We start from the raw sequence: 25,680 nt of genomic DNA, 5'->3' as shown, positions 1-25,680 counted from the left end.
ATGCCCGCCATGGGCAGTCTACGGCGTAGCAAATCGTGGGCCATGGCATGGGCCGAGGAGCGTGGCAGGGAAGCCACGCCCGATCGGCCTGCTGTGAGTGGGGCATGGAAGACGAAGGCACTCCGGCCATCGCAAGGTTCCGTTAACCACCCCATGCTGATCTCTGACGGCATCACCCCGATACCGGAACGGCCCGGATGCGGTGGTGGCAGGCCCGGCGACGGCTCGCCTCAGAGATCGAATGGAATCGGAAACCAGCCGATGAACACCCACAGGTTGCCCGACACCGGCGGCGCCGATCGCCGCCCCGAGCGTCCGACGGCCACGGTCGTGACGTTCCCGGCCCCGGCGCGCCGCTTCCGGAGAGCGGACGCGGATGCGCCGCGGGGCGCCATCCTGCTCTTCACCGGAATTCGCTACGAGCGCATGCCCGAGCCGGAAGCTCCCGCGCCGCGCCTGCGCCGCCGGTCCTGACACCCGGCCGACGCGCGCCCGCATGGTACCCTTTTCCCGGACCGGACGCCGGCAGGCCCTGCGCCTGGCACCCTTCGCGACGCTGGCGCTCCTCGCCGGCTGCGCGCAGGAGGGCGATTTCGGGCGGCCCAAGGCCGGCGCCTGGAACAGTCTGATCGAGACCACCGGGACTCTGGCGGCGCGGGAGCGCGAGGAGCCAGCCTCGGCCTTTCCTTTCACCGACGAGGAACGCGCCTTGCGCGATCGCGCCTGGCGCTTCCTCATGCCGGCGGCCGGGCACGACGCGTTCACGGACATTCTCGCCAATCTCACGCGCACTCGGGTGCTGCCCGCCTCCTGGCGAACCGACGATCCCGCCGCCTATCACGACACCTTGATGGCTGAGAGCTTTCGCTCGCCAGTGTCGCGCTACCGGCGTCTGTCGGAGGATATCGGCACCGATGCCCGGCTGATCCCGCAATTCGCCGCTGTGGCGATGCGGGTGAAGGAGGGCGACGCCCTGCGCCTGCGCAGCCTGCCCTTCGCCAAGAGTCTGGACGACGGCGACGTACGCCAAGCCGCCATGCGGGTGGCCGAGAACCGCTGCCTCATCGCCTGGGTCCGCTTTGAGACCGGTCGCCGCTCCCGCCGCTACCGCTATGCGCTCGAGCACCTGCTGATCGAGGCGCCGGGGCCGGAAGGCTTGGCGGTCGGACAGACCTTAGCCGCCCTCGACGGACGGAGGCCACTGCTTGATCCGTTGGTGCCGCCGGAAGCCGAGGCCCGATGCGGGCTGCTGCCGGAGACGGACGGTGTGGTCCCGATCCCTGCGCCGAGGCCGATCGTCGCGAAGCATTGAGGGCTGCTTCAGCCGCCGGCCTTCTCGTCGCCAGGGCTGTCGACGGTGCAGGAGACCGCCTGTACCGCCGCGTCGGCCGCCGCGCGTTGGCTCGGCAGGGCCGCGATCACACGCACGACCACGAACCCACGGGTGTCGCCGGCGACGATGCGGACGTCGTGGCTGACCTCGTCCTCGTCGGCGTTGGCGAGCGCCTCGTCGTATTGTGCCCGGGTGAGCACCACGAGGTCGAGGGCGCCGCGCACCGCCGCCTGATCGGTCACCGCGTAGAATGCCCCCCGCGGCCCGTGTACCGCCAGGGACAGCATCAGTGCGCCCGTGCGCGCTGAAACCCGCATCGGTCCCTCGGAGAGGTCATAGGCGCAGAGCCCGACCGCCACCGCCGGATCCGGAATCGGAAGCCACGCTTCCACGGGCGGTGTGGTGTCGCCGGCCGCCACGGTGTTGATCGCCAGAGGATGGTCGAGGTTCTCTCCGGAACGCGCCCGCGATAGGGCATCGGACTCCGCCAGGCGCGGAATCAGCAGGATTGTGGTCCCGTGCACGAGGCCGGCGAGAACCAGTCCCGACAGGCTGGCGACGAGAAAGCGTCCCCGCGGCGTCATACGGCGCACCCAGTCCGGGTGATGGCCGGCACCGCCGAGCGGTCGAGGCTGCCCGCGCTGGCGGCCACGGGCGTGTCGTACAGGCGCAGGGCGAGCCGTACCGGCCCCTTGGCACGGGGCATCGGCAGCCAGTTGCCCGGCTGGACCTCCGGTGAAAGGGTGATCACGAACTGCCCATCGGCCTCGCGCAAAATCTCGGTGGCGGTGAAGCCTTCGCGCATGGGGGCGCTATCCGAAACGCGCGACCCGCGTCCGGCCACCGTCACGGTCCAGGCACGGGCCGGCGGCGTCACGCCCGCCACGCGGTAGGTGCAGGCGGCATCGAGTTGCCGTCCGGATTCATCCTGTTCGGCCGTGAGCAGCATGCCTTCACCGATCGCCAGTGGGATCTCGCCGCGCCGCGCGTTGACCGCACGGGCGTAAGGATCCGCACCCAAGGAGCCGACTTTCGGCCAAGCGGTCCAGGCCCCCACCCGGACGCCGCCGAAGAGATAGCCACCCCGCGTGGCGTAATCGGCCGTTGCGAGGCCGAGTCCCGCCCCCAGTGCCAGGGCGTAGAGGATCAGCGTCACGGTCGAAGCCTTGCGCACGCCGTGTCGCAGTGCGCGCGTCACGCGTCCGCCGGTCTCGGAGACCGGGCCTGCTTCCCGGCTCAGAGACTCGGAAGAGCGTGTTCGGGTCTGGTCCGGACGCAACCGCGCGACCGTCTCGGCGAATGTCATGCGCATGATCGCCGGTTACGGTGTGCCGATGCGGCCGCCGACGGCGCGGACCCCGTCCGCCACCGGGCCAGGGGCGTTCACGGGCTCAAGGGCAGAGGTTTTCTCGGGTGCTTTCAGGGAAGTCTTCTCCACCTGGCGGAACAGGCCGTTCATGCTGCCGATGACCTCGAAGGAGCGCCGGGAGAGTTTGCCGGCCGCGCTCGCCGCGGCGTTCACGGGGGCCGCGCTCTGCCCCGACTGGGCCACTGCACGGCCCGGATCCTTCAGGCCCGGCATGGGTTTGAGCTCGATACCCTGGTGGGCGACTTCCATCACGTCATGCCACGTCATGGCCGGCAGCGAGCCGCCGGTCATCTTGTTGGTGGAGGTATGATCGTCGTTGCCGAACCAGACGGCGCCGACGTAATTGCCCGTGTACCCGACGAACCAGGCATCCCGGTAGGCGTTCGTGGTGCCGGATTTGCCCGCGACCTTGATGCCTTCCAGTGCAGCGCGCTTGCCGGTGCCTTCCTCGACGACCTTGGTGAGCATGTAGTTCATGTCGGCGACCACCTGGGTCGACAGCACCTGCTGCATCGGCTCGTCGGCATGGCGGTAGATCACATCCCCGGACGAGTTGCGGACCTCCATGGCCGCATAGGGCTTGGCCCTGCGCCCACCATTGGCGAACACCGCGTAGCCGGCGGCCTGGTCGATGACGTTCACCTCCGCTGAGCCGATCGGCAGGGAGACGGAATCGGTCAGTTGGGTGGTGATGCCCATGGCGTGGGCCATCTCGATGATCTTCTTGCGCCCGGCGGCCGCCGCCCGGGCTTCGTGGGAGATGCCCATCGCCTTGCCCAGGGCGATCGACACCTGAATCGGGATGGTATTGATGGATTTCGCCACTGCGACGGTGAGCGTCGTGGCACCCGAGAACGAGCGCCCATAGTTCTGCGGGCACCAGTTGCCGATGCAGACGGGCCGATCGACGACACGGGTGTCCGGGCGATACAGGCCTGAAGCGAGACCGGCGGCATAGACGTAGGGCTTGAACGATGAGCCGGGCTGGCGAAGGGCGTCGGTGGCGCGGTTGAACTGGCTCTCGCCGTAATCGGCACCGCCGACCATCGCCCGCAGGGCCCCGTCTGGATCGAGGATCACCATGGCGGCTTCGTCGACCTCGTACTGGTCTCCGAAGCGGCGCAGCGTGTTCTGCACCACCTCGTCGGCCCGGCGCTGGATGGTCAGGTCGAGGGGCGTCTTCACGGTGAGGACGCGGTCGCTGCGAAAGCGACCGGCATCGGCCATCTGCTTGATCTCGCCGAAGGCCCAGTCGAGATAGTAGTCCGCTGTGATGTCGCGGGTCCGGGTCACTGGTGTTGCGGGGTTGCGCAGGGCGGTCTGGATCTGGCCCTCGGTGAGGAAGCCGGCCTCGACCATGTTGTGCAGCACGTCGCCAGCGCGGGCGCGGGCCGCCGGCAGGTTCACGTGGGGGGCGTACTTGGTCGGCGCCTTGAACAGGCCCGCGAGCATCGCGGCCTCGGCCAGGGTGATGTCCTTGAGCGGCTTGCCGAAATAGTAATCCGCCGCCGCCACGGCGCCGAAGGTGCCGCCGCCCATGTAAGCACGGTCGAGGTAGAGCTTCAGGATCTCGTTCTTGGAGAGGTGGCTCTCCAGCCAGAGCGCCAGGAAGGCCTCGTTGATCTTGCGTTCGAGGGAGCGCTCGTTGGTGAGGAACAGGTTCTTGGCGAGCTGCTGGGTGATCGACGAGCCGCCCTGGGTGTTGCCGCCGCCGCGCGAATTCGACACGAGCGCGCGGGCGGTTCCGATGGGGTCGATACCCCAATGCTCGTAGAAGCGCCGGTCCTCGGTGGAGACCAGCGCCTTGATCATGATGTCTGGAAAATCGTCGAGTTTCAGTGAATCGTCGTGCTTGATGCCGCGCCGTCCGACCTCGGTGCCGTAGCGGTCGAGGAAGGTCACGGCGAGGTCCTGGGCCTTCAGCCAGTTGTCGCTGGTCAGGTTGAAGGCCGGCTGCGCCAGGGCAAGCATCAGGACCGCGCCACCCGTACCGAGGGTCACCGCCTCGCTGGTCAGGTCGAGGGCGAAGCGTTTCCAGCCCCGCACCGAGAAGACGTTCATGCGCTCCTGGAAGCGCTCGTAGGTCTCTCCCGCCGTGCGGCCGCCGTCGTACAGGCTCGCGTTCACCCAGGCGTCGAAGGCGAGGGCGGCGTGCTTGATCCGTGTCGTGAGGGAGGTCGCTTTGGGCAGGCGCACCTGAGTTCCAGTCCTTCCGCACCCGGTTCCGGCACGACGCCGGCCCGCGCGATCCTAACAACACCCGCGCCCGGCCGCGAGGCTTCGTTCGCGGGAACGCCCGACAAGGGCAAGCGTCCCGCCGCCGCAGGCCATAACCTGTTCTTAACCTTGATGCTGGAATGGGGCGGCGTGGTGGCGTGGCGCCTCCCGACGCGGCGCGGCGTCATGCCGTGCGCCGGCAACGCTTGCTCCCGGGGCCGCGTTGCGGCACAGGAGCGGATCATCCGGATCCTCGCCGCTCCCAGCCCAAGGTGTTCCCCATGCGGGACCGCTCGGCCGCGCGTTCTCAAACGCAGCAGGCCTTCCCCGAAACCGCCCGTTCCAATCTCCCGGCTTCCCCGACCGCCGAGCCGTTCTGGCGGACCAAGAGCCTGGAGGCGATGTCCCCGGTCGAGTGGGAGAGCCTGTGCGACGGCTGCGGTCGCTGCTGCCTCCTCAAGCTCGAGGACGAGGATACGGCGGAGGTCTACCACACCGATGTCGGCTGCACCCTCCTCGACGGCCATGGCTGCCGCTGCCGCGACTACGCACGCCGCCAGAAGCGGGTGCCCGACTGCGTGCGCCTGACGCCCGAGGCGGTGCGCACGATCCCGTGGCTGCCGCCGACCTGCGCCTATCGCCTGATCCGCGAAGGCCGCGATCTCTATGCTTGGCATCCGCTGGTTTCAGGCCGCGCGGCCAGCGTGCACGAGGCCGGCATCTCCGTGCGTGGCCGCGTCTCCGGCAACGAGGAGGAGTTCACCGCCGACGAACTCCTCGATCGGATCGTAACCTGGCCCAATCGCACGCCGGAGACCGAGGACGATGCCGAATAGGCGTGGCCTCAGGCGTCGAGCATCGAGGGGACGGCATTCTCGGCGGTGATCCGACGGGCCTCGGCCGCGTCGCGATGCATCTGAGCGATCAAGGCCTCCGCTCCGTCGAAGCGGACCTCCCCGCGGAGATACTCCAGGAACTCCACTGCGATCGTCTGGCCATAGAGGTCGCCGGAGAAATCGAACAGATTGACCTCGAGGAGCGGGGCGCCATCATCGAAGGTCGGGCGCCGGCCGTAGCTGGCGACCCCGTCCTTCACCCGGCTGTCGGGCAGGCGCACCCGGACCGCGTAGATGCCGTGGGCGAGATTGCAGGCGGGCAGCGCCACGTTGGCGGTGGGATAGCCGAGGGTGCGTCCGCGCTTGTCGCCGTGGCGGACCTCGCCTGAGACGAACCAGCGATAGCCGAGGAGCGCGTTGGCTCGCGCCACCGCACCCTCGGTAAGGGCCGCGCGGATCGCACTCGACGAGACCGGCTCCGCGCCCGCGCTCAGGGCGACAGGAGGGATGATCCGGCAACTCAGGCCCGCTTGCGCGCAGAGATCGGCGAGGAGCGCCGGGGTGCCCTCGCGACCTCGGCCGAAATGGAAGTCGTGGCCGATGACGACGCCCGCAACACCGAGGTCGCGCACCAGCAGCCCCTCGACGAAGTCGCGCGCGCCGGTGCCCGCCAGGGTGGCGTCGAAGCGGCGCACGATGAGCCCGTCGAGGCCGAGATGGGCGAAGACGATCTCCTTGGCGTCCGCGTCTGTGAGGCGGAACATGGGGAGATGCGGCGCGAAATAGGCGCGCGGATGCGGCTCAAAGGTGAGGGCAACCGCCGGGCGGGCGGCCTCCCGCGCGGTCTCCCGCACGGCGGCGATCAGGGCCCGGTGACCCAGATGCACCCCGTCGAAATTCCCGATCGCCGCGATGGCACCGGCGATCGCGGGCGGCACCAGCTCGTCCTCGCGGCAGATCGTGAAGCGTCGCTCGGGCGCGGATGCGGCGGGCGGAACGGCGGATTCGTCGCCAGACGACATCGGATCTCAGGAGTTGCAGCGGTCGGGGTCGGGAGCTGTGGCGGCGGAACCTGTCGAAAACCGGTCGGAGGGTCAAGCGCGCGGGCTGAGTGCGGAGGTCGCGGTGGGGTTCGCCCCCGCTTGCACGCGCCGCCGCGCCTTCGCCGCGCGGCGCCCGATGTAGAGCAGTAGCCCCGTCACGAGGAACAGCGGCATCGTCAGGGCCGCGACGAGGAAGACCGGGGGGCCGAGGGGCCCGAAGATGCGCCCGCTGTGCACGTCGAGCATGTTGCCGGCGATGCGGACGCCGAGCGGGCGCTCCCCTCCGATCTCGCGCACGAGGATGCGTGCACTGGCCGCTTCGATCCGTGTGTCGTCGCGCCAGCCGTTCCGATTCTCGGAGCGGATGCGCACCGGCCCGCTGAGGCCCGCGGGCAGGAGCAGGGTGGCACGGGTGAAGTGTCCGTCATCCGCCGTACGGAAGGCCGACCAGGCCGCGTCGAGGGACGGCGCTCCTGCGCTGCCCAGCCCCTCATCCTTCCGACGGCCCCCACCTGCAGCCTCGCCCTTCGCCGCGGCATCCCGCCGGCCGGCGGCCGGCCCGTTCGTCTTCTCCGCCGGTGGCTTGCCATCCGCCATCCGTGTGATGGTCTCGCCGCGGGTGAGGAGGGCGGAGACGACCTCGCGATAGCCGTCGAAGGACCACCACAGCCCGCTCAGGGCGATGACGAGGTAGACCGGCAGCACCCAGGTTCCGGCCACCGCGTGCAGCGACCAGTAGGTCGGCCGGCCCCATTGCCGGAGATGGGGCTTCAGCCAGATCCGCAGGGACATCACCTTCGGCCAGCGCAGGTAGAGACCGGTGCAGAGGAGGACGAGGAGCGCGACGACGCTCGCGCCGGTCAGGGTCCGGCCCCAGCCCTTGCCGTCGCCGGGCAGGAGCAGCCAGCGATGGAGGCGCCGGATGGTCGCGAAGGCCTCCTCCGTCCGCGCAGCGCCCCGCACCGTGCCGTCATAGGGGTCGAGGTAGAGGGCGGGCGGCCGCTGGCCGGTGGCGGGATCGCGCCCGAGCCGTACGATCGCGGCGGTGGCGGGCTCGGCCGAGAGCGTCAGGTTCGCCACCGTGTCGGGCCGTTGGGCATGGAAGCGGGCCAGGAGGGCGTCCGGCGTGAGCGGATCCCCCGACCGGGGGGCGACGCGGATCAGGTCCGCGTCGAAGGCCTCGCCGATGGCGTCCTCGTAGCTGAGGAGCGCACCGGTGACGCCCGCCACGGCCAGGATCAGCCCCGCCCCGAGCCCCAGCAGCCAGTGCAACTGGAACAGGACGGCGCGCAGGTACCTCACCACGCCACCCGTGCGGTCACCAGGGCCTGGAAGGGTTCGCCCACCGCCACCAGCAGGTTGCTGCCCCCCGACGAGGGGTAATAGGTGCGGTCGAACAGGTTCTTGAGGTTGAGCTGGAGCGTGGTCGGCAAGCCGTTCACCTGGGTGTTGTAGGCGAGGAACGCGTCGCAGACGACGTAGTCCGGCAGAGCGAAGCTGTTGGCGGCGTCCCCTGGGCGGACGCCGACGTAGCGTGCCCCGAAGCCCGCTTCCAGGAAGCCGGCGCCCAGCCGCGTCGCGCCGAACTCCGCCGGCTCGGCGACGGCCCCGAACTGGTGCGTGAGGAAGGCCGAGGCGGTGACCCGCGGGGTGTTCAGGAGCTGCTTGCCCACCAGCACCGGATCCTGGGTGACCTCGGCCTGGGTGAAGCCGTAGCTGGCGATCACCGCCCAGTCGGGCAGGATCTGACCGGCGACGTCGAGCTCGAAGCCGCGCGAGCGCACCTTGCCGGCGGTGGTCGCCACGGTGAGGCCCTGGCCGTTGACCTGCGTCACCAGCACGTTCGCTTTGTCGATGTCGAACATCGCCCCCGTGACGGTCAGGCCGGCCGCGATCTCCGCCTTCACGCCGACTTCGACGGACTCCCCCTCCTCGGGTGGCAGGGCTCCGACGATGTTGGCCAGCGAGGTGTTGGGTTTGAAGGACTGCGCGTAGCTGCCGTAGAGCGAGAGATGGGGGGCGAGCTTGTAGACGAGGCCGACCCGCGGCAGGACGCGGACCCCGTCGATGTCGGTATAGGCCACCGCCGGCGTCCCCTTGGCGCCGAACTGGTCGAAGATCTGCGTGCTGACCCCGGCGACCAGGATCCACTGGTCGCCGAGGTGCAGGGAGTCCTGCAGATAGAGGCTGGTATTCACTAAGCGTTCGCGCAGGTTGCTGTCGGCGGGCGAGATCACCGGCACCGCCGCGAGGGTGCCGTAGACCGGCCGGAACGGGTTGAACCCCGCCCGGTTCGGACCCCGGATGATGTCGGGCCGGCCGTAATCGATGTTCTCGTAGGTCACGCCGGCCAGGAGGTCGTGGCGCAGGCCGGCGGTGTCGAAGCTGCCGGTCAGGTCGAGGCGGGCGACGTGGGCGTTGAAGTCCGCGTCGCGGGTGCCGTCGGCCCGGCGGGTGAGGAGGCCGGTGGCCGGGACATAGGTGACCGGCCGGATCTGGTCCTCGTCGTAGCCGAGATGGGAGTAGGTGTAGCCGAAGTGGAGCTTCCAATCGTTGTCGAAGCGGTGGTCGACGTCGAGGGTGGCGAGATGGCTGGTGGCCGCGTGCTCGCTCGAACGTTCGTCGAAGCGCCGGTCCCGCGGCACCCGCAAGGCGCGCCCGGTGCGGGGATCGAAGATCGTGCCGCGGTCGTAGGGCACGCGGTAATGCCCGAACTCGTAGCCCACCGTCACGGTGGTGTCGTCGCCCTGCCAGGTCAGCGAGGGGGCCACGACCTGCCGGCCGAGATGGCCGAAGTTGCGCCAGTAGGCGTAGCTCTGGAGGTCGGCCACCATCCGGTAGGCGAGGTTGGTGCCCGCGATCGGTCCGGTGAGATCGCCCTGCACGAGGCCGCCGTCGAAACTCGTCCCCGTGAGGTTGAGCGAGCCGTGCGCGGTGAACTCGGGCCGCTTCGAGACGAGGTTGATCAGGCCGCCCGGGTCGGTGATGCCGTAGAGGAGCGAGGCCGGGCCCTTGAGCACCTCCACGCGCTCGATGGCGTAGCTGAAGTTCTGCTGCAGCACGGTGCGCCGGCCGTCCCGCAGGATCGAGTCGTCGCGGAAGGTGCCGAAGCCGCGCCGCACCACCGCCTCCTGCGTGCCGCCGACGCTGTTGGTCTGGGCGATGCCGCTGACGTTGCGCAGGGCTTCGTCGAGCGAGATCACGCGCTGGTCGCGCAGCACCCCGGCGGAGACCACGGCGATGTTGGCCGGCGTGTCGAGGATCGCGGTGTCGGCGCCCGCCCCGAAGGTCGAGCGCCTGGGCTGGTAGCCGACGGTGGCGAGTCCGTTGCCCAGACCGGCCACGCTGAGTTCCTCGAGGGTGACGGCGGACGGCGACGCCGCCTGGTCCGAAGCGCCCTGGGCCTGCACGGCGGTCCCGGTGGCGAGGAGTAGGAGAAGGCCGGTCGGCAGGGGCCGCCGCGTGGCGGCGAACGGGCGGGGAGCGGAAGGCATGACGGGTCCGTGCGGAGAAGCCGGTACCTCTACCGGCTCCCCCGCGGAATTTCCATTGTGAATGCCAATATTAGAAGCATTCAAAAACAGAAGAGAAGTCGAGTTCTAGAATGATTCTTGGATCTCGTGCAGTGAACGCAAGATCAGACCGGCCGGTTCGTCCCGGTATCAGAGTCTGTGGTGACCCGGCATCCCGCCCGGCTTCGGTGCGCCCGCTCACCAGGCGACGCGGGCGGTGACCAGGGCCTGGAAGGGCTCGCCCACCGCCACCAGCAGGTTGCTGGCGCCGGCCGAGGGATAATAGGTCTCGTCGAACAGGTTCTTCAGGTTGAGCTGCAGAGTGGTCGGCAGGCCGTTCACTTGGGTCCGGTAAGACAGGAACGCGTCGCAGACCACGTAGTCCGGCATGGTGAAGCTGTTGGCCGCGTCTCCGGGGCGGCCCCCGACGTAGCGGCTGCCGAACCCGGCCTCCAGGAAGCCAGGGCCGAGGAGGGTCGAGCCGAACGCCGTCGCGTCGGCGACGGCGCCGAGCTGGTGGGTGAGGAACAGCGAGGCCGTGACGCGCGGCGTGTTCTGGAGCTGCTTGCCGGCGAGCACCGGATCCTCGGTGACGACCGCCTGGGTGAAGCCGTAGCTGCCGATCACGGCCCAGTCGGGCAGGATCTGCCCCGCGAAATCGAGTTCGAAGCCACGCGAGCGCACCTTGCCCGCGGTCGAGCCGAAGCGGGTGCCGTCGATCACCTGGGTGATCAGCACGTTGCTCTTCTCGGCATCGAACATCGCGCCGGTGATCAGGAGGCCGTCGGCGACCTCCGCCTTGACCCCCACCTCGTAGGCCGTCCCCTCTTCCGGCAGCAGCGCCCCGGTCACATCGAGGTCGGTGACGTTGGGGCGAAAGGACTGCGTGTAGCTTCCATAGAGCGAGAGATTGGGCGCGAGCTTGTAGACGAGCCCGGCCCGCGGCACCGGCTTCACGCCGTCGATGGCGGTCGAGATCACGGCGGGGCGGCCCTCATAGGCGAGCTGGTCGTAGATCTGGGCGCTGATCCCGCCCACCAGGATGAGCCGGTCGGTGAGGTGGAGCGAATCCTGAAGATAGAGGCTGGTGTTGCTGAGTCGGTCGCGGTTGTTGCTGGCCGCCAGCGAGACCCGGTCGGAGGCGCCCATCAGGCCGTAGACGGGGTCGAACGGGTCGAACCCGCCGACGTTCGGTCCCCGCACGCTGGTCTTCCGATAATAGTCGATCCGCTCGACCATCGCCCCGGCAAGGAGATCGTTGCGCAGGCCGAAGGTCTCGAAGCGCCCCGTCAGGTCGAGGCGGGCCACGTGGGCCTCGAAATCCCCGCCGCGCGTCGCGTCCGCCCGGCGCGTCAGGAGGCGCGTGTCGGAATTGTAGGCGACGGGTCGGATCTGGTTGTCGTCGTAGCCGAGCCGCGAATAGCTGTAGCCGAAGTGAAGCCTCCAATCCGCGTCGAACCTGTGGTCGACATCGATCGTGGCGAGATGGCTCTCGGCGTCCACCTTGCTGACGCGCTCGTCGAAGCGGCGGTCGCGGGGCACGCGAAGGGCGCGCCCGGTGCGCCGGTCGAAGGTCGTGCCCCGGTCGAAGGGGATGGCGTAGTGCGTGAATTCGTAGCCCACCGTCACGGTGGTGTCGTCACCGCGCCAGGTCAGCGACGGGGCGACGACCTGCCGGCGGATCTGCCCGAAATTGCGCCAGTAGGCGTAGTCCTGAAAATCGCCGACGACCCGGTAGGCGAGGTTGGTGTCCTGAATCGGGCCGGTGAGGTCGGCCTGGACGAGACCGCCGCCGAAGCTCGTCCCGGTCAGGTCGAGGGAGCCGCGAGGCGTGAAGTCCGGACGTTTCGAGACGAGGTTGATCAGGCCGCCGGGATCCGAGATGCCGTAGAGGAGCGAGGCCGGACCCTTCAGGACCTCGACCCGCTCGATGGCATGGTTGAAGTTCTGCTGCAGAACCGTGCGGCGCCCGTCGCGCAGGATCGAGCTGTCACGGGAGAAGCCGAAGCCGCGCCGGATGACGGCCTCCTGCGTGCCGCCGAGGCTGTTGGTCTGCACCACGCTGCTGACGTTGCGCAGGGCCTCGTCGAGGCTCAGCACCCGCTGATCGCGCAGCACGGCGTTCGGCACGATGGCGATGTTGGCCGGTGTGTCGAGGAGGGCCGTGTCGGACCCCGCTCCGAAGCTCGTGCGCCGGGGCTGGTAGCCGATCACCGCCCCGCCGTCGCCCGCGACCCGGATCTCATCGAGGGCGACGGACGAGAAATCGGGCTGCTGCGCGGCCGTCGGCCCGGCCTGGAGCAGGAGCGCGGCCCCCGAGATCCATCCCGCCGAAATCCACCGCGTCGAGATCCATGGCGAGGTCCATGGCGAGATCCATGCGGCCGGACCCGCAGGTTTCCGGACGCAGGACGAGATGCGGTGATGACGTCGGGCCTGACGGGACATGATCGCTCCTGGTCGGGGGTCGATCTGCCGTAGGATAGTCTTGACTTTATAACAATATCCGTCGCGTATATTGGAATATATCTAACTATACTGTTATATATGTCAGGATATCAATATATTTCACAAACTAAACCTCATGCCGAATGATCCCGGGTCCCACGCGGAGCATCGCGCCCCGCCTTGACCCGGGGTCTGCGCCGGCCCATCCCCTGCGGGTCATGGACAGCCCGCACATCCAACATCTCTGGCGGCCCTACACACAGATGCGGGGGGCGGCCCCGCCGCTGGAGGCCGTGCGCACGCACGGGTCGCGCATCGTCCTCGCCGACGGGCGCGAACTGATCGACGGCATCGCCTCGTGGTGGACGGCAGCCCACGGCTACAACCATCCCCACATCCGGGCGGCCGTGGCCGCGCAGCTCGAGGCGATGCCGCACGTGATGTTCGGGGGGCTCACCCACGCCCCGGCGGAGCGGCTGGCCGCGCGCCTCGCGGCCCTGCTCCCGGGCGATCTCGACCACGTCTTCTTCACCGATTCCGGCTCGGTGGCCGTGGAGGTCGCCCTGAAGATGGCGGTGCAGATGTGGATCAACCGGGGGGTCGCCGGGCGCACCCGCATCCTGGCCTTCCGCGAGGGCTATCACGGCGACACCCTCGGGGCGATGTCGGTCTGCGACCCCGACGAGGGCATGCACCGGCGCTTCGGCGCCTACCTGCCGACCCAGGTCTTCTGCGACCTGCCCCGGACGGCGGCGCAGGCCGCCGCCCTCGACGCGACCCTGGCGGCCGCGCGCGAGACCCTGGCGGCCGTGATCGTGGAGCCCCTGGTGCAGGGCGCCGGCGGCATGCGGATGCACCCCCCCGAGGTGCTGGCGACCGTGGCCCGGCTCGCGCGGCGCCACGGCCTGCCGCTCATCGCCGACGAGATCTTCACCGGGTTCGGGCGCACCGGCACCCTGTTCGCCTGCACCCAGGCCGGCATCGTGCCGGACATCCTGTGCCTGTCGAAGGCGCTCACCGGGGGCACGATGGCGCTGGCTGCCACGGTGGCCACCGGGGCCGTGTTCGAGAGCTTCCTCGCCGACGATCCCGGCGCCGCCCTCATGCACGGGCCGACCTTCATGGCCAACCCGCTCGCCTGCGCGGCGGCCAATGCCAGCCTCGACCTGTTCGCGCGCGAGCCGCGCCTCGACCAGGCCGCGGCCCTCGCGGGGGCCCTGGCGGACGGCCTCGAACCCCTGCGCGGGCTGCCGCACGTCGCCGACATCCGGGTCCTGGGGGCGATCGGGGTGGTGCAGTTCCGCCAGGCCCCCGACCTGGCCGACCTGAAGCGCCGCTTCCTGGCGCGGGGCACCTGGGTCCGCCCCTTCGGCGACATCGTCTACCTGACGCCGGCCCTCACCATCCCGGCGCAGGATCTGGCCGAGCTTCTCGACGCCATGCGGACGGTGGTGCGGGCCGTGGCCTCCTGACGGCGGGACCCTGCATCCGGTGCAACCCACGCCCGCGTCGCTCGTTGGGATGACGTTGCGCTGGCCCCGTGTCCAAGATCCCCGAAGTGTCCAGGATCCCCGGAGACCCTGATCGTGCCGTGCGGGCCCCCGGGCTTCACGCGCGGGTCCCGGTCCCGGGCGGGGCCCGCGGCCAGACAGGCTGGAGGGTGCATCGTGGTGGATGAGGCGAAGGCGAACGACGACCGGCCGGTGATCCTGCTGGTGGAGGACGAGGCCCTGACGATCATGGACCTCGGCGACGTTCTCGAGAATGGCGGATACGAGACCGTGCAATGCGCCTCGGCCGAGCGGGCCCTCGGCATCATCCAGGCCCGCCCCGACATCTGCGGCCTGATCACGGACGTCGAGTTGTCCGGCAAGACCAACGGCTTCGAACTCGCGACCGCGGTGTCCGAGGCCCGGCCGCAGCTGCCGATCGTGATCGTCTCGGGGCGCGCTGCCCCCGATCCCGAGCGGATGCCGAAGGGAGCCAAGTTCATCGCCCGGCCCTGCACCGGCGAGGACATCCTGTCCCAGCTCAGGGGCCTGCTGCCCTGCTGAGGCCCTGAGCGGTCAGGCCGGCGGCTGGCCCTGGGCCCGCCACCACGCCACGGTGTCGTCGAGGCCCCGTGCCAGGTCGAAGCGCGGCCGGAACCCCACGGTCTCCGTCAGGATGCGGGTCCCGGCCTCGATGACCGGTGGCTCGGTCGGGCTCAGGGGACGGGCCCCGAAATCCAGGTGCTCGGCGCCCCCGATCCGGGCGGCGAGCCCTTCGAGGAGCGTCCGCACTGGGATCGCCGTGCCCGAGCCGATATTCACCGGCCCGGTCACGTCCCCCGCCACCAGGGCGGCCAGGGCCGCGGCGGCATCCGCGACGTGCAGGAAGTCGCGGCGCTGGAGCCCGTGCGAGGTCGGGAACGCCGTACCGGCGGTCAGCGCCTGGAGCGCGTCCGGGACCAGCCGCCCGCGACGCTCGCCGGGCCCGTAGAGGTAGAACAGCCGACCCCAGGCGAACCGCATCGCGGTCTGCCCGGCGAACGCCTCCAGGATACGCCGCGTCCCGTCCTTGGCGGCGCCGTAGAGCGTCGCGGGCCGGCAGGGCGTCGTCGCCTCGTCGAGGCGGGCCGCGCCCCACGCATACTCGGCGCAGGTGCCGACCCCCACGAACCGTCGGCCCCCCGAGGCCGCGAAGGCCTGGGCGAGATCCAGGGTGGCCGCGGCCCAGTCGAGGTTGCGCGCCGAGGTCCAGTAGCGGCCGGGCTCGGCATCCCAGGCGAGGTGGAGGAGGTGGCTCGGCCGGACCTGCGCCAGCAGCGCGCGCCGTTCCTCGGGGACGAGCAGGTCGGCGGCGTGCCAGCCCGCCTCGGCAGAGGCGGCACGCCCGACGCCGTGAACCGCGAACCCGCGCGCCCGCAGGGCCTTCACGGCGTGGTGGCCGACGAAGCCGGCCGCACCCGTGACGAGGACGCGCTCCCTCACCGCACCCAGTCGGGATAGGCGAGATCGCGCTCGGCGATCACCGTGACGGGCTCCGGCCAGGCGACGTCGAGGCTCGGATCGTTCCAGCGCAGGCCCCGGGCGCTGCCGGCCACGTAGGGACGGTCGATCATGTAGAGCACTTCCGCGCCGTCGCTGAGCGCCTGGAAGCCGTGGCCGAAGCCCGCCGGAATGTAGAGGGCGTGGCGGTTCCCGGCGCTGAGCTCGGCCCCGTAGGACCGGAGGTAGGTGGCGGAATCCGGCCGCAGGTCGACGAGGACGTCGTGGATCGCGCCGGCCGTGCAGCGCACGAGCTTGGTCTCCGCGTGGGGCTCGGCGGCGAAGTGCAGGCCCCGCACGGTGCCGCGCCGGGCATTGTAGGAGATGCTGGACTGCGCGAAGGCGCCGACGAGGCCCCGCGCGGCGAAATCCTCCGCGCAGGCGGTGCGGGCGAAGAAGCCGCGCGCGTCGGCATGGGGTTCCGGGACGATCCGGTACGCGCCGGCGAGCGGCAGGGCCTCGAAGCGCATGGGCTCAGAACACCGCGAGGCGCGGGATCGCGGTGACGAAGCGCCCGCCCCAATCCCGAATGGCGGCCATCTCGCCGGCGATCTCGTCCTTCAGGTTCCAGGGCAGGATCAGGACGTAGTCCGGCCGCCGTGCCAGGAGGGCCTCCGGTGCGACCACCGGGATGCGGCTCCCCGGCAGGAGCGTGCCCTGCTTGTGCGGCGAGCGGTCGGCCACGGCCCGCACCAGCTCGGGACCGATGCCGCAGTAATTCAGGAAGGTGTTGCCCTTGGCCGCCGCCCCATAGGCGCAGACGGTCTTCCCCGTCAGCCGCAGCTCCGCCAGGAAGGCGAGGGTGGTGCACTTGATGCGCACCACGTCCTCCGCGAAGGCGGCGTAGCCGCTCGCGTCGAACAGGCCCCCGGCACGCTCCGCCGCCAGCACCCGGGCCACGGCCGGACCCTGCGGGTGGGCGGCCGCCGCGTGGCAGGCGAAGACCCGGAGGGAGCCGCCATGGGTCGGCCATTCCTCCACGTCGAAGACCCGCAGGCCGTGCGCCTCCAGGATCCCCGAGACGACCCCGAGGGCAAGGTACGAGAAGTGCTCGTGGTAGATGGTGTCGAACTGGCGCTCCGCGATCATCCGCAGGAGGTGCGGGAACTCGAAGGTGGCGACGCCCTCGGGCTTCAGGAGAATCCGGAAGCCCTCCACGAAGTCGTGGATGTCGGGCACGTGCGCCAGCACGTTGTTGGCCGCCATGAGATCGGCGGCGTGGCCCTCCGCCGCGAGACGCCGGGCGGTCTCCGCCCCGAAGAACGCCACCGCGGTGGGGATGCCGTGCGCGCGCGCCACCGCCGCCACGTTGGCGGCCGGTTCGACGCCGAGGGCCGGGATGCCGCGGGCCACGACGGCGCGCAGCAGGTAGCCGTCGTTGCTCGCCACCTCCACGACCTTGCTGTCCGGCCCGAGACCGAAGCGCGCCTGCATGGCCGCGACGTAGGCCTTCGCATGGGCGAGCCAGCCGGCGGAGAAGCCGGAGAAGTAGGCGTAGTCCGAGAAGATCGCCTCCGGCGTCTCGAAGGCCTCGAGCTGCACCAGCCAGCAGGCCTCGCAGACGAAGGCGTGGAGGGGATGGAAACTCTCGCCCCGATCGGCGCGGTCGGCCGGCACGTAGGCGTTGGCCAGGGGCGACAGGCCGAGATCGGCCACGCTCCGGTGCAGGGGCGCCCCGCAGGCGCGGCAGCTTCGGGCCGGAGGCGGGGTCGGGGTCGGGGTCGGGGCCATCATGCGGCGAGCGCCTCGTAGGCGCCGATCTGCGCCAGGGTCAGGTCGCGGGCGCAAGCCCCGCCGGCTTGGGCCCGGTGCCAGGCCGCGGTCCAGGCCAGGGCCGCATCGAGGCGCAGGCGCCGGTCCCAGCCGAGATGGGTGCGGGCCTTGGCCGAATCGACCTTGAGGAAGGTCGCCTCGTGCGGGTGGATCGCCTCCGACAGGTGCCAGAGGGCCTCGGAGCCCCAGGCCTGGGCGAGGGCGTCGACGAGATGGGCCACGGGCCGGCAATCCTCGTCGGCCGGGCCGAAGTTCCAGGCCTCGGCGTAGCGCGCCCCGTCCGCCCCCGACAGGCATTCGGCGAGGCGGAGGTAACCGCTCAGGGGCTCGAGCACGTGCTGCCAGGGCCGCGTCGCGTGGGGGGCGCGGATCTCCACCGAGTCGCCCCGCGCGAAGGCGTGGACGATGTCCGGCACGAGCCTGTCCTCCGACCAGTCGCCGCCGCCGATGACGTTGCCTGCCCGGGCGGTGGCGAGCCGGCAATCCCGCTGGGCGAGGAACGAGGCCCGGTAGGCCGCCGCCACCAGCTCGGTGCAGCCCTTGGAGCTGCTGTAGGGGTCGTGCCCGCCGAGGGCCTCCGTCTCGCGGTAGCCCCAGGGCCATTCCTGGTTCGCGTAGGCCTTGTCGCTCGTCACCACCACGACGGCCCGGACGGAGGGCGTCGCCCGCACCGCCTCCAGCACGTGGGCGGTGCCCATCACGTTGGTGGCATAGGTGGCCAGCGGGTCGCGGTAGGAGGCGCGCACCAGGGCCTGGGCCGCCATGTGGATGACGACCTCCGGGGCCGTGGCGGTGACGCAGGCCTGCACCGCCGCCGGGTCGCGGATGTCGGCGAGGTGCGAGTCGAGGCCGGTGCCGAGGCCGGCCGTCGCGAACAGGCTCGGGGTGCTGTCGGGGGCCAGGGCCAGCCCGCTCACCCGGGCGCCGAGGCGCTCCAGCCACAGGCAGAGCCAGCCGCCCTTGAAGCCGGTATGGCCGGTGACGAGCACCCGCCGCCCGGCCCAGAAGGCGGGATCGGGATTCGGGCCGCGCGTGCGCGGCAAGGGGAAGGGCGAGGGCTGCGGGAAGGGCGAGGGCTGCACGCTCTGAAACGATCTCCGGAAACGATCTTCGCTGGCGCCAGACTACCAGCACTTCCAGGGCGGCGCGTCCCCCGCCCACAGGGCTTCGAGGTGGTTCTTGTCGCGCAGGGTGTCCATGGCCTGCCAGAAGCCCGCATGGACGTAGGCCGCGAGCTGCCCGTCGGCGGCCAGGCCCTCCAGGGGCTCCGCCTCCCAGACGGTGGCGTCGCCGGCGATCCGGTCGAGCACCCGCGGCGAGAGCACGAAGAAGCCGCCGTTGATCGTCGCCCCGTCCCCGGCGGGCTTCTCCCGGAAGCGCCGCACCGTGCCGTCCTCCAGCTCCAGCGCCCCGAAGCGGCCCGGCGGCGTCACCGCCGTGAGGGTGGCGAGCTTGCCGTGCGCCCGGTGGAAGGCCGCCAGGGCCGTCAGGTCCACGTCGGCGACGCCGTCGCCGTAGGTCATGAAGAAGTCGTCGTCGCCGAGATAGTCGCGCACCCGCTTGAGGCGCCCGCCCGTCATCGTGGTCTCGCCGGTCTCGATCAGCGAGACGCGCCAGTCCTCGGCGGTGCTGCGGTGGAAGTCCACGTGGCCGCGCCCGATGTCGACCGTCACGTCGGACAGGTGCAGCCGGTAGTTCAGGAAGAACTCCTTGATGACGTAGCCCTTGTAGCCGAGGCAGATCACGAACTCGCGCACCCCGTGGGCGGCGAAGATCTGCATGATGTGCCAGAGAATCGGCCGGCCGCCGATCTCCAGCATGGGCTTGGGCCGGGTCACCGTCTCCTCCGAGAGGCGCGTGCCGAGACCGCCTGCGAGGATGACTGCCTTCATGGATTCCTGAGTGGTCGTCGGAGGTTCTGGCGCGGGACAAGGTCCTGGTGTGGGAACAGTCGCGCTGCGGACGCGTGCGCCCCGTCGCGCAAGGCTTAGTCGAGGGGTCGGCCTTCGTCCAGGCACGGGGCGGGCCCCGGGACCGACCGGGCGTTTAGCCGACTTTTCCAGCCCGCTCGGGCCCCCGGGCCGGGCACTGTCATCCCAGCTTCATACGGGCCGGTCATGCCCCGGGACGAAGGGACGTTCCCGGTTGCCGGTGGATGTGCCCGGATTGACCGGCGCGGGCCCATCGTTCGCGGGGTATGAGAGCAGAGGGCACGAGCGATGCGGGCGGCTGACGAGCGCGGGATGGTCGAACCCCGCGAGGGCTTGACCCGCGCGGTGATGGCGTCGCTCCCCGAGACGAGCGGTGACACGGATGGCGAGCGGAGCATGAGCAAGTCCGACAAGCGCCTGCGGCCTCCGGGCGCCAAGAGCGTGGGCTGGGCCCTGGTCCAGGCCGCGCGCCTGCACCGCTCCCGCGTGGGCGACCGGCTGGCCAGCCTCGATCTCTTCGCCGGACAGGAACAGGTGGTCCAGGCGCTTGCCGCGGCCGGGACCATGACGATGGGCGACCTCGCCGCGACCCTGCGGGTGCGTCCGCCGACCGCCTCCAAGACCATCTCGCGGCTCGCGGCCCTGGGGTTCGTCGAGCGCCGCGCCGAGGCCGGCGACGGCCGCATCGTCCGCGTGCGCCTCACCGAGACGGGCCTCGCCAAGGCCGCCGCCATCGAGCGGCTGTGGGACGAGGTCGAGGCCGAACTCCTCGACGGGTTCGACGGCAAGGAGAAGCGCCGCCTGCGCAAGCTCCTGCGCAAGGCCGCCCGCAACCTCGCGGAAGCCTCCGGCGTCACCGGTCACGAGGTCGAGGGCGATGCCGAGATGGACGAGGACGAGGCGGACGGCCTGGCCGTCCCGGACGCGCTGTAGCGCCGGCAACCCCCGGACCACGCCCCCTCGAACCGATCCCCCTCGCGCGCCGCGGTCTACGCGACCTTGGCTGCGACCTTCGCCGCGACCTTGGCCTTCGGGGGCTTCGCCTTGCGCATCATGCCGGAGCCCGCATGCACGGCCCGGCGGCGCCGGAACAGGCGCTCGCTGCTCTGTTCCAGGAAGAAGGCGAGGCGGGTGGCGACCCGGTCGAACAGCCAGATCGCGGCGCAGATCACGATGGTGATCGCGCAGCCGAGGCCGATCATCAGGCCCAGGATGCCCGGAGCGGGGAGAACCATCAGGCAGATTAGCCCGAAGGTCGCAAGCAACGGTATGGTCTTCGCCATGGATGGCCCTCCGCCAGAGACGTTCGCCGGCGATCCTGAGCGGGCATCGATAAGACTTCGTGCAGGCCGGGCGATTCGCGGACGCGATCGCAACTGAGAGTCACCATCTGGTTACGAACGAGCTGGTTTCGCGTCGCGGATCGATGCTCCGTCGCCGTGGCGGACCCGATCCCCACGCAGGTGTGCGCTGCCCCGCGCCTGCTTTAAAGCTTGGGCCCCGCGCCGTTCACACCGGGCGGAACGCCGTCGCGGATCGGGATCACGTCGTTGAGGTCACAACCAGAGGGCGCCGCGCCCCCGAACCGGCGCCTGGCCGGCATCGCGCTGATGTGCGGCACGCTGGCGTTCTTCGCCTGCCTCGACGCTTCGGCCAAGACCCTGGCGGGCCTGGGCGTCGATCCGCTGCTGTCGACCTTCATGCGCTACGCGGTGAACGTCTCGCTGGTGCTGATGGTCCTCAATCCGGTCCGGACGCCCGGGGTGGCGCGGACGAACCGGCTCACGCTCCAGGTCCTGCGCTCGCTGCTGCTGTTCGGCTCGACGGCCCTCAACTTCCTCGCCCTGCGCAAGCTCCAGCTCGCCGAGACCCTGTCGATCCAGTTCGCGACGCCGCTGATGGCGGCCCTGCTCGCGGGGCCGCTCCTGGGCGAATGGTCGTCGCCGCGTCGCCTGGGGGCGGTGGCGATCGGCTTCCTCGGCGTCCTGGTCATCGTGCGTCCGGGCGTCGGCGCCTTCCAGCCCGCCGTGCTCCTGAGCATCGGCAACATGCTGTGCTACGCGTTCTACGTGCTGACCACGCGCAAGCTCGCGAGCGTCGATTCGACGGCCACGACGGTCTTCTACTCGGGGCTGGCCGGGCTCGCGGTGATGACCCCGCTCCTGCCCTGGATCTGGACCACGCCGACGGCCTGGGCCACCTGGGCGCTCCTGATCGGGGTCGGGCTGTTCGGCACCCTCGGGCACTGGCTCCTGGTCCTGGCCCATGCCCGGGCGCCGGCCAACGTGCTGGCCCCCTTCATCTACACCCAGCTGCTCTGGTCGGTGATGCTGGGCTACCTGATCTTCGGCGACGTGCCGAACCGATGGACGCTGATCGGCGCGTCCATCGTCATCGGGTCCGGGCTCATCCTGCTGGCCCAGGAATCCCGTGGACGCCGCCGGCCGGCCGGCGCGGTCGGGCCACGGGATCCCGCACCGCCTCAGCGGTGACGGCGGTGATGGGCGTGGCGGCGGGACTTCATGCGGGTGCGGTAGGCGCGACGGCCCGGATCGATGCCGAGCGCCCCGTTCACGGTCCCGACCGCGCCGCCGACGGCGCCGCCGACGATGCCGCCCACCGGACCGGCGACCCGGTCGCCCTCGGCCGCGCCTCGGCGGATGCCGCCCGGCAGGCCCTGCGCTTCGGCCGCGCCCGACAGGGCGAAGGCGGACAGGACGAGGCTGGCGGCGAGCAGAGCTTTTCTCATGATCGTGTCTCCCAATGACGCCGCGTCTCGGTCGCCCCTCGGAGCCGGTTCCCGGCCGAGGCGAGGGGCGCCCGAACGCGTGCGGGACAACGGCCGAGCTTGAAAAAGGTCCCCTCGAAACGTCCCGCGGTGTGCCGGTGGCGGAAAGCTCGCTGGTCTCGCGCCTGCACCGCTGCTAGAAGCCGCCGAATGTGCGTTGATGGTGATCCACGCGGGCGGTTCGGCGTGCCGAGCGCGTCCCGGCCCCGAATTATGAGCCCGGCCTGCGCCTGAGGGCCGCCGCGGCGGACCGATGCGAAGGCCGGGAGGGCGATGTCTCGCCTCCATTCCGCCGGCCCCGGCGGCAGTCCTGCCCGCCGAACGCCTCAACGCCGACCCGCGCCGAAGACCTCACAGACAGCCCATGAGCGACCAGACCTCTCCCGCCGCGGCCGCCGCGCGCGATTACTCGAAGACCCTGTTCCTGCCCCAAACCGACTTCCCGATGCGGGCCGGCCTGCCGGTGCGCGAGCCCCTGCTGCTGGAGCGCTGGGCCGCCACCGGGCTCTACGGCCAGATCCGGGCTCAGGCCGCCGGCCGGCCGAAATTCGTGCTGCATGACGGCCCCCCCTACGCCAACGGCAACATCCACATCGGCACGGCGCTGAACAAGATCCTCAAGGACGTCATCGTCCGCGCGCAGGGCACCCTCGGCTACGACGCCAACTACGTGCCGGGCTGGGACTGCCATGGCCTGCCCATCGAGTGGAAGATCGAGGAGCAGTACCGCGCCAAGGGCCGCAACAAGGACGACGTGCCGGTCATCGAGTTCCGCCAGGAATGCCGGACCTTCGCGGCCCATTGGCTCGACGTGCAGCGCGGGGAGTTCAAGCGCCTCGGCGTCACCGGCGACTGGGACCACCCCTACGTCACCATGTCGTTCCCGGCCGAGGCCGCGATCGCCCGCGAACTCATGACCTTCGCGATGACGGGCCAGCTCTATCGCGGCTCGAAGCCGGTGATGTGGTCGGTGGTGGAGAAGACGGCCCTGGCCGAGGCCGAGGTCGAGTACGAGGACGTCGTCAGCGACGCGATCTTCGCCGCCTTCCGGATCACCGGCGGGGCGACGGAGGCCCTCGAGACGGCCCGGGTCGTGATCTGGACCACCACGCCCTGGACGATGCCGGCCAACCGGGCGGTGGCCTATTCGCGGAAGGTTGCCTACGGGCTCTATCGCGTCACCGCCGCGGCGGAGGACAACTGGGCCAAGGTCGGCGACCGCTACCTCCTCGCCGATGCCCTGGCGGCTTCGGTCTTCGCGAGCGCCCGGGTCGAGGCTTTCGAGCGGCTGCGTGACGTCGCGCCGGCCGAACTCGCCGGCCTGACCCTGAGCCATCCGCTCGCCGGCCACCTGCCCGGCTACGACTTCGCCGTTCCGCTCCTCGACGGCGAGCATGTCACCGACGAGGCCGGCACCGGCTTCGTCCACACGGCCCCGAGCCATGGCCGCGAGGATTTCGAGGTCTGGATGGCCAACGGCCGGGCTCTCGCCCAGCGCGGCATCGAGACCCGCATCCCCTACACCGTGGATGCCGACGGTGCGCTGACCGAGGAGGCTCCCGGTTTCACGGGAAAACTCGTTCTGAACCACAAGGGCGAGAAGGGCGACGCCAACAAGGCGGTCATCGCCGCCCTCACGGAGGCCGGCACCCTGGTGGCGCGCGGCACGCTCAAGCACAGCTACCCGCATTCCTGGCGCTCGAAGAAGCCGGTCATCTTCCGCAACACGCCGCAATGGTTCATCGCCCTCGACAGGCCGGTCGCGTCCCTCGGCGAGAAGACCCTGCGGGACGTGGCGCTGAAGGCGATCGACGAGACCCAGTGGGTGCCCCCGCAGGGCAAGAACCGCATCAACGGCATGGTCGCCAACCGGCCCGACTGGGTGGTGTCGCGCCAGCGCGCCTGGGGCGTGCCGATCACCGTCTTCGTCAAGCGCGGCACCCACGAGGTCTTGCGCGATGCGGCGGTGAACGCCCGCATCGAGGCCGCCTTCAAGGCCGAGGGGGCCGATGCCTGGTTCACGGATGCCGACGGTGCCCGCTTTCTGGCGCCCGACTACGATCCGGCGGACTACGAAAAGGTCACGGACGTCCTCGACGTCTGGTTCGATTCCGGCTCGACCCACGCCTTCGTGCTGGATGATCCCGAGCAGTTCCCCGGCCTGTCCGGCGTCGCGCGCAAGCGCGACGGCGGGACCGACACGGTGATGTACCTGGAAGGATCGGACCAGCATCGCGGCTGGTTCCAGTCGTCCCTGCTCGAATCCGCCGGCACCCGCGGCCGCGCCCCCTACGACATCGTCCTCACCCACGGGTTCGTTCTCGATCCCAAGGGCCTGAAGATGTCGAAGTCGAAGGGCAACGTCGTCGCGCCGCAGAACGTCATCAAGGATTCTGGCGCCGATATCCTGCGCCTGTGGGTGGCGGCCTCCGATTACGCGGACGACCTGCGCATCGGCCCGGAGATCATCAAGACCTTCGCGGAGACCTACCGCAAGCTGCGCAACTCGGTGCGCTGGATGCTGGGATCGCTGGCGCATTTCGAGCCCGGCACCGAGATCCCGCACGCGGAGCTGCCCGAACTGGAGCGGCTGATCCGGCACCGGTTGTCCGAACTCGACGGCGAGATCCGCGAGGCCTACGCCACCTTCGACACCAAGCGGGTGGTGGCGCTCCTCAACGGCTTCATGACCGGCGACCTCTCGGCGTTCTACTTCGACGTGCGCAAGGACGTGCTCTACTGCGACCCGGCCTCGTCGCCGGTGCGCCGCGCCGCCCTCCAGGTCATCGACGAGACCTTCCGCCGGGTCACGATCTGGCTCGCGCCCGTGCTGGCCTTCACGGCGGAGGAAGCCTGGCTCGACCGCTACCCGTCGGAGACCGGCTCGGTCCACCTCCAGACCCTGCCGGAGACGCCCACCGCCTGGCGGGACGACGCCCTCGCGGCCCGCTGGCAGACGATCCGTCGCGTACGCCGGGTCGTGACCGGGGCCCTGGAGATCGAGCGGACGGCCAAGCGCATCGGGGCGAGCCTGGAGGCGGCCCCCACCGTCTACGTCGCGGATGCGGAGCTGCGGTCCGTGGTCGAGGGGGTCGACTTCGCCGATATCTGCATCACCTCCGCCCTCCGCATCGTGACGGGCGAGGGCCCGAGCGAGGCGTTCCGCCTCGACGACGTGCGGGGTGTCGCCGTGGTGCCGGCCCCGGCCGAGGGCCGCAAATGCGCCCGCTCCTGGCGGGTCACGCCCGAGGTCGGCAGCGACCCGGACTATCCCGACGTGACGCCCCGCGACGCCCGCGCCCTGCGCGAGTGGGACGCGGCGCATGCCGGCACGAACGCCGCCTGACGCAGGCGCCGCCCCCTGCCTTCCCCCCTTCCGGGGGGGGAGGCCCCATCCCTGC

Annotated in this window: 22 protein-coding genes; 8 read left to right on the top strand and 14 right to left on the bottom strand. The window is 70.6% G+C overall.

The genetic code is table 11. The features are described from left to right. Positions 1 to 261: 261 nt before the first annotated feature. Both ASF58_RS01190 and ASF58_RS01185 read left to right on the top strand, forming a co-directional pair. Positions 262 to 474, top strand: coding sequence for a hypothetical protein (locus ASF58_RS01190; RefSeq protein WP_055946379.1), 213 nt, complete (start codon positions 262 to 264; stop codon positions 472 to 474). Positions 475 to 496: 22 nt separating this feature from the next. After that, positions 497 to 1,312: a hypothetical protein gene (locus tag ASF58_RS01185; RefSeq protein ID WP_055946377.1), complete on the top strand. Its 816-nt coding sequence runs from the start codon at positions 497 to 499 to the stop codon at positions 1,310 to 1,312. Positions 1,313 to 1,320: 8 nt separating this feature from the next. Here the strand turns inward: ASF58_RS01185 and ASF58_RS01180 are convergent, their stop codons facing one another. The 3 genes from ASF58_RS01180 to ASF58_RS01170 all read right to left on the bottom strand — a co-directional run bounded on the left by ASF58_RS01180 (position 1,321) and on the right by ASF58_RS01170 (position 4,898). Continuing rightward, on the bottom strand, positions 1,321 to 1,917 hold the full coding sequence (locus ASF58_RS01180) for a hypothetical protein (protein WP_055946376.1): 597 nt from the start codon (positions 1,915 to 1,917) through the stop codon (positions 1,321 to 1,323). Next, positions 1,914 to 2,507: a DUF1214 domain-containing protein gene (locus ASF58_RS01175; RefSeq protein ID WP_244477150.1), complete on the bottom strand. Its 594-nt coding sequence runs from the start codon at positions 2,505 to 2,507 to the stop codon at positions 1,914 to 1,916. Before ASF58_RS01175 ends, ASF58_RS01180 begins: the two co-directional genes overlap by 4 nt. A 147-nt stretch (positions 2,508 to 2,654) precedes the next feature. Then, on the bottom strand, positions 2,655 to 4,898 hold the full coding sequence (locus ASF58_RS01170) for a PBP1A family penicillin-binding protein (RefSeq protein WP_055946373.1): 2,244 nt from the start codon (positions 4,896 to 4,898) through the stop codon (positions 2,655 to 2,657). A 302-nt stretch (positions 4,899 to 5,200) separates the two neighbouring features. Between ASF58_RS01170 and ASF58_RS01165 the strand changes: the two genes are divergently transcribed. Next, entirely contained in the window at positions 5,201 to 5,755 is a 555-nt protein-coding gene (locus ASF58_RS01165; RefSeq protein ID WP_082512760.1) for a YcgN family cysteine cluster protein, read from the top strand. An 8-nt stretch (positions 5,756 to 5,763) separates the two neighbouring features. Here ASF58_RS01165 and ASF58_RS01160 read toward each other — a convergent pair whose 3' ends face one another. From ASF58_RS01160 to ASF58_RS01145, 4 genes are all read right to left on the bottom strand, one after another. Continuing rightward, a complete protein-coding gene (locus tag ASF58_RS01160) occupies positions 5,764 to 6,777 on the bottom strand; it encodes a bifunctional riboflavin kinase/FAD synthetase (protein WP_055946370.1) in 1,014 nt (337 codons plus the stop codon). A gap of 72 nt (positions 6,778 to 6,849) precedes the next feature. Then, the gene (locus ASF58_RS01155) at positions 6,850 to 8,100 is read right to left on the bottom strand and encodes a PepSY-associated TM helix domain-containing protein (protein ID WP_244477149.1); all 1,251 of its coding nucleotides are present in this window, start codon (positions 8,098 to 8,100) and stop codon (positions 6,850 to 6,852) included. Next, on the bottom strand, positions 8,097 to 10,292 hold the full coding sequence (locus ASF58_RS01150; protein WP_055946365.1) for a TonB-dependent siderophore receptor: 2,196 nt from the start codon (positions 10,290 to 10,292) through the stop codon (positions 8,097 to 8,099). Before ASF58_RS01150 ends, ASF58_RS01155 begins: the two co-directional genes overlap by 4 nt. A 216-nt stretch (positions 10,293 to 10,508) precedes the next feature. Further along, positions 10,509 to 12,758 carry a TonB-dependent siderophore receptor gene (locus ASF58_RS01145; RefSeq protein ID WP_082512759.1) on the bottom strand — a complete coding sequence of 750 codons (2,250 nt, stop codon included), beginning with the start codon at positions 12,756 to 12,758 and terminating at the stop codon, positions 10,509 to 10,511. 218 nt (positions 12,759 to 12,976) lie between these two features. Between ASF58_RS01145 and ASF58_RS01140 the strand changes: the two genes are divergently transcribed. After that, positions 12,977 to 14,230 carry an adenosylmethionine--8-amino-7-oxononanoate transaminase gene (locus ASF58_RS01140; protein WP_055948532.1) on the top strand — a complete coding sequence of 418 codons (1,254 nt, stop codon included), beginning with the start codon at positions 12,977 to 12,979 and terminating at the stop codon, positions 14,228 to 14,230. 195 nt (positions 14,231 to 14,425) lie between these two features. After that, complete coding sequence (locus tag ASF58_RS01135) at positions 14,426 to 14,812, top strand: response regulator (RefSeq protein WP_244477148.1); 387 nt, start codon at positions 14,426 to 14,428, stop codon at positions 14,810 to 14,812. Between the two features lie 12 nt (positions 14,813 to 14,824). Here the strand turns inward: ASF58_RS01135 and ASF58_RS01130 are convergent, their stop codons facing one another. From ASF58_RS01130 to rfbF, 5 genes are read right to left on the bottom strand one after another with little or no spacing between them, the layout of a single operon-like run. Continuing rightward, positions 14,825 to 15,730, bottom strand: a complete 906-nt coding sequence (locus ASF58_RS01130) for an NAD(P)-dependent oxidoreductase (protein WP_055946362.1) — start codon at positions 15,728 to 15,730, stop codon at positions 14,825 to 14,827. Next, entirely contained in the window at positions 15,727 to 16,257 is a 531-nt protein-coding gene (locus tag ASF58_RS01125) for a dTDP-4-dehydrorhamnose 3,5-epimerase family protein (protein WP_055946359.1), read from the bottom strand. The genes ASF58_RS01130 and ASF58_RS01125 overlap by 4 nt, the downstream gene beginning before the upstream one ends. Positions 16,258 to 16,261: 4 nt before the next feature. Then, a complete protein-coding gene (locus tag ASF58_RS01120) occupies positions 16,262 to 17,521 on the bottom strand; it encodes a class I SAM-dependent methyltransferase (protein ID WP_055946357.1) in 1,260 nt (419 codons plus the stop codon). Beyond that, positions 17,518 to 18,642: a CDP-glucose 4,6-dehydratase gene (rfbG, locus tag ASF58_RS01115; protein ID WP_244477147.1), complete on the bottom strand. Its 1,125-nt coding sequence runs from the start codon at positions 18,640 to 18,642 to the stop codon at positions 17,518 to 17,520. The genes ASF58_RS01120 and rfbG overlap by 4 nt, the downstream gene beginning before the upstream one ends. Positions 18,643 to 18,684: 42 nt before the next feature. Next, complete coding sequence (gene rfbF, locus ASF58_RS01110; protein WP_055946355.1) at positions 18,685 to 19,452, bottom strand: glucose-1-phosphate cytidylyltransferase; 768 nt, start codon at positions 19,450 to 19,452, stop codon at positions 18,685 to 18,687. A 435-nt stretch (positions 19,453 to 19,887) separates the two neighbouring features. Here rfbF and ASF58_RS01105 point away from each other — a divergent pair, with 435 nt between their 5' ends. Beyond that, on the top strand, positions 19,888 to 20,424 hold the full coding sequence (locus ASF58_RS01105; RefSeq protein ID WP_244477191.1) for a MarR family winged helix-turn-helix transcriptional regulator: 537 nt from the start codon (positions 19,888 to 19,890) through the stop codon (positions 20,422 to 20,424). A gap of 56 nt (positions 20,425 to 20,480) precedes the next feature. Here ASF58_RS01105 and ASF58_RS01100 read toward each other — a convergent pair whose 3' ends face one another. Beyond that, positions 20,481 to 20,774, bottom strand: a complete 294-nt coding sequence (locus tag ASF58_RS01100) for a hypothetical protein (protein ID WP_055946352.1) — start codon at positions 20,772 to 20,774, stop codon at positions 20,481 to 20,483. A gap of 327 nt (positions 20,775 to 21,101) precedes the next feature. Between ASF58_RS01100 and ASF58_RS01095 the strand changes: the two genes are divergently transcribed. Next, complete coding sequence (locus ASF58_RS01095; protein ID WP_082512758.1) at positions 21,102 to 21,983, top strand: DMT family transporter; 882 nt, start codon at positions 21,102 to 21,104, stop codon at positions 21,981 to 21,983. On the opposite strand, the gene ASF58_RS01090 is transcribed toward ASF58_RS01095, so the two are convergent. Further along, a complete protein-coding gene (locus ASF58_RS01090) occupies positions 21,974 to 22,240 on the bottom strand; it encodes a hypothetical protein (RefSeq protein ID WP_055946349.1) in 267 nt (88 codons plus the stop codon). The genes ASF58_RS01095 and ASF58_RS01090 overlap by 10 nt on opposite strands. Positions 22,241 to 22,643: 403 nt before the next feature. On the opposite strand from ASF58_RS01090, the gene ileS reads away from it, so the two are divergent. Next, positions 22,644 to 25,625, top strand: coding sequence for an isoleucine--tRNA ligase (gene ileS, locus ASF58_RS01085; protein WP_055946346.1), 2,982 nt, complete (start codon positions 22,644 to 22,646; stop codon positions 25,623 to 25,625). Positions 25,626 to 25,680 lie beyond the last annotated feature (55 nt).

The organism is Methylobacterium sp. Leaf125 (assembly GCF_001423085.1).
Taxonomy (GTDB): Bacteria; Pseudomonadota; Alphaproteobacteria; order Rhizobiales; family Beijerinckiaceae; genus Methylobacterium.
Note: the sequence above shows the minus strand (reverse complement) of the source record. Positions and strands in the feature narration are given on the sequence as shown.

Excerpts from the sequence above, each read along its gene's own strand:
- ASF58_RS01190 (WP_055946379.1), top strand. The coding sequence starts at position 262 with ATGAACACCCACAGGTTGCCCGACACCGGCGGCGCCGATCGCCGCCCC.
- ASF58_RS01185 (WP_055946377.1), top strand. The coding sequence starts at position 497 with ATGGTACCCTTTTCCCGGACCGGACGCCGGCAGGCCCTGCGCCTGGCA.
- ASF58_RS01180 (WP_055946376.1), bottom strand. The coding sequence starts at position 1,917 with ATGACGCCGCGGGGACGCTTTCTCGTCGCCAGCCTGTCGGGACTGGTT.
- ASF58_RS01165 (WP_082512760.1), top strand. The coding sequence starts at position 5,201 with ATGCGGGACCGCTCGGCCGCGCGTTCTCAAACGCAGCAGGCCTTCCCC.
- ASF58_RS01160 (WP_055946370.1), bottom strand. The coding sequence starts at position 6,777 with ATGTCGTCTGGCGACGAATCCGCCGTTCCGCCCGCCGCATCCGCGCCC.
- ASF58_RS01150 (WP_055946365.1), bottom strand. The coding sequence starts at position 10,292 with ATGCCTTCCGCTCCCCGCCCGTTCGCCGCCACGCGGCGGCCCCTGCCG.
- ASF58_RS01145 (WP_082512759.1), bottom strand. The coding sequence starts at position 12,758 with ATGTCCCGTCAGGCCCGACGTCATCACCGCATCTCGTCCTGCGTCCGG.
- ASF58_RS01140 (WP_055948532.1), top strand. The coding sequence starts at position 12,977 with ATGGACAGCCCGCACATCCAACATCTCTGGCGGCCCTACACACAGATG.
- ASF58_RS01125 (WP_055946359.1), bottom strand. The coding sequence starts at position 16,257 with ATGCGCTTCGAGGCCCTGCCGCTCGCCGGCGCGTACCGGATCGTCCCG.
- ASF58_RS01120 (WP_055946357.1), bottom strand. The coding sequence starts at position 17,521 with ATGATGGCCCCGACCCCGACCCCGACCCCGCCTCCGGCCCGAAGCTGC.
- rfbF (WP_055946355.1), bottom strand. The coding sequence starts at position 19,452 with ATGAAGGCAGTCATCCTCGCAGGCGGTCTCGGCACGCGCCTCTCGGAG.
- ASF58_RS01105 (WP_244477191.1), top strand. The coding sequence starts at position 19,888 with ATGAGCAAGTCCGACAAGCGCCTGCGGCCTCCGGGCGCCAAGAGCGTG.
- ASF58_RS01100 (WP_055946352.1), bottom strand. The coding sequence starts at position 20,774 with ATGGCGAAGACCATACCGTTGCTTGCGACCTTCGGGCTAATCTGCCTG.
- ASF58_RS01095 (WP_082512758.1), top strand. The coding sequence starts at position 21,102 with ATGTGCGGCACGCTGGCGTTCTTCGCCTGCCTCGACGCTTCGGCCAAG.
- ASF58_RS01090 (WP_055946349.1), bottom strand. The coding sequence starts at position 22,240 with ATGAGAAAAGCTCTGCTCGCCGCCAGCCTCGTCCTGTCCGCCTTCGCC.
- ileS (WP_055946346.1), top strand. The coding sequence starts at position 22,644 with ATGAGCGACCAGACCTCTCCCGCCGCGGCCGCCGCGCGCGATTACTCG.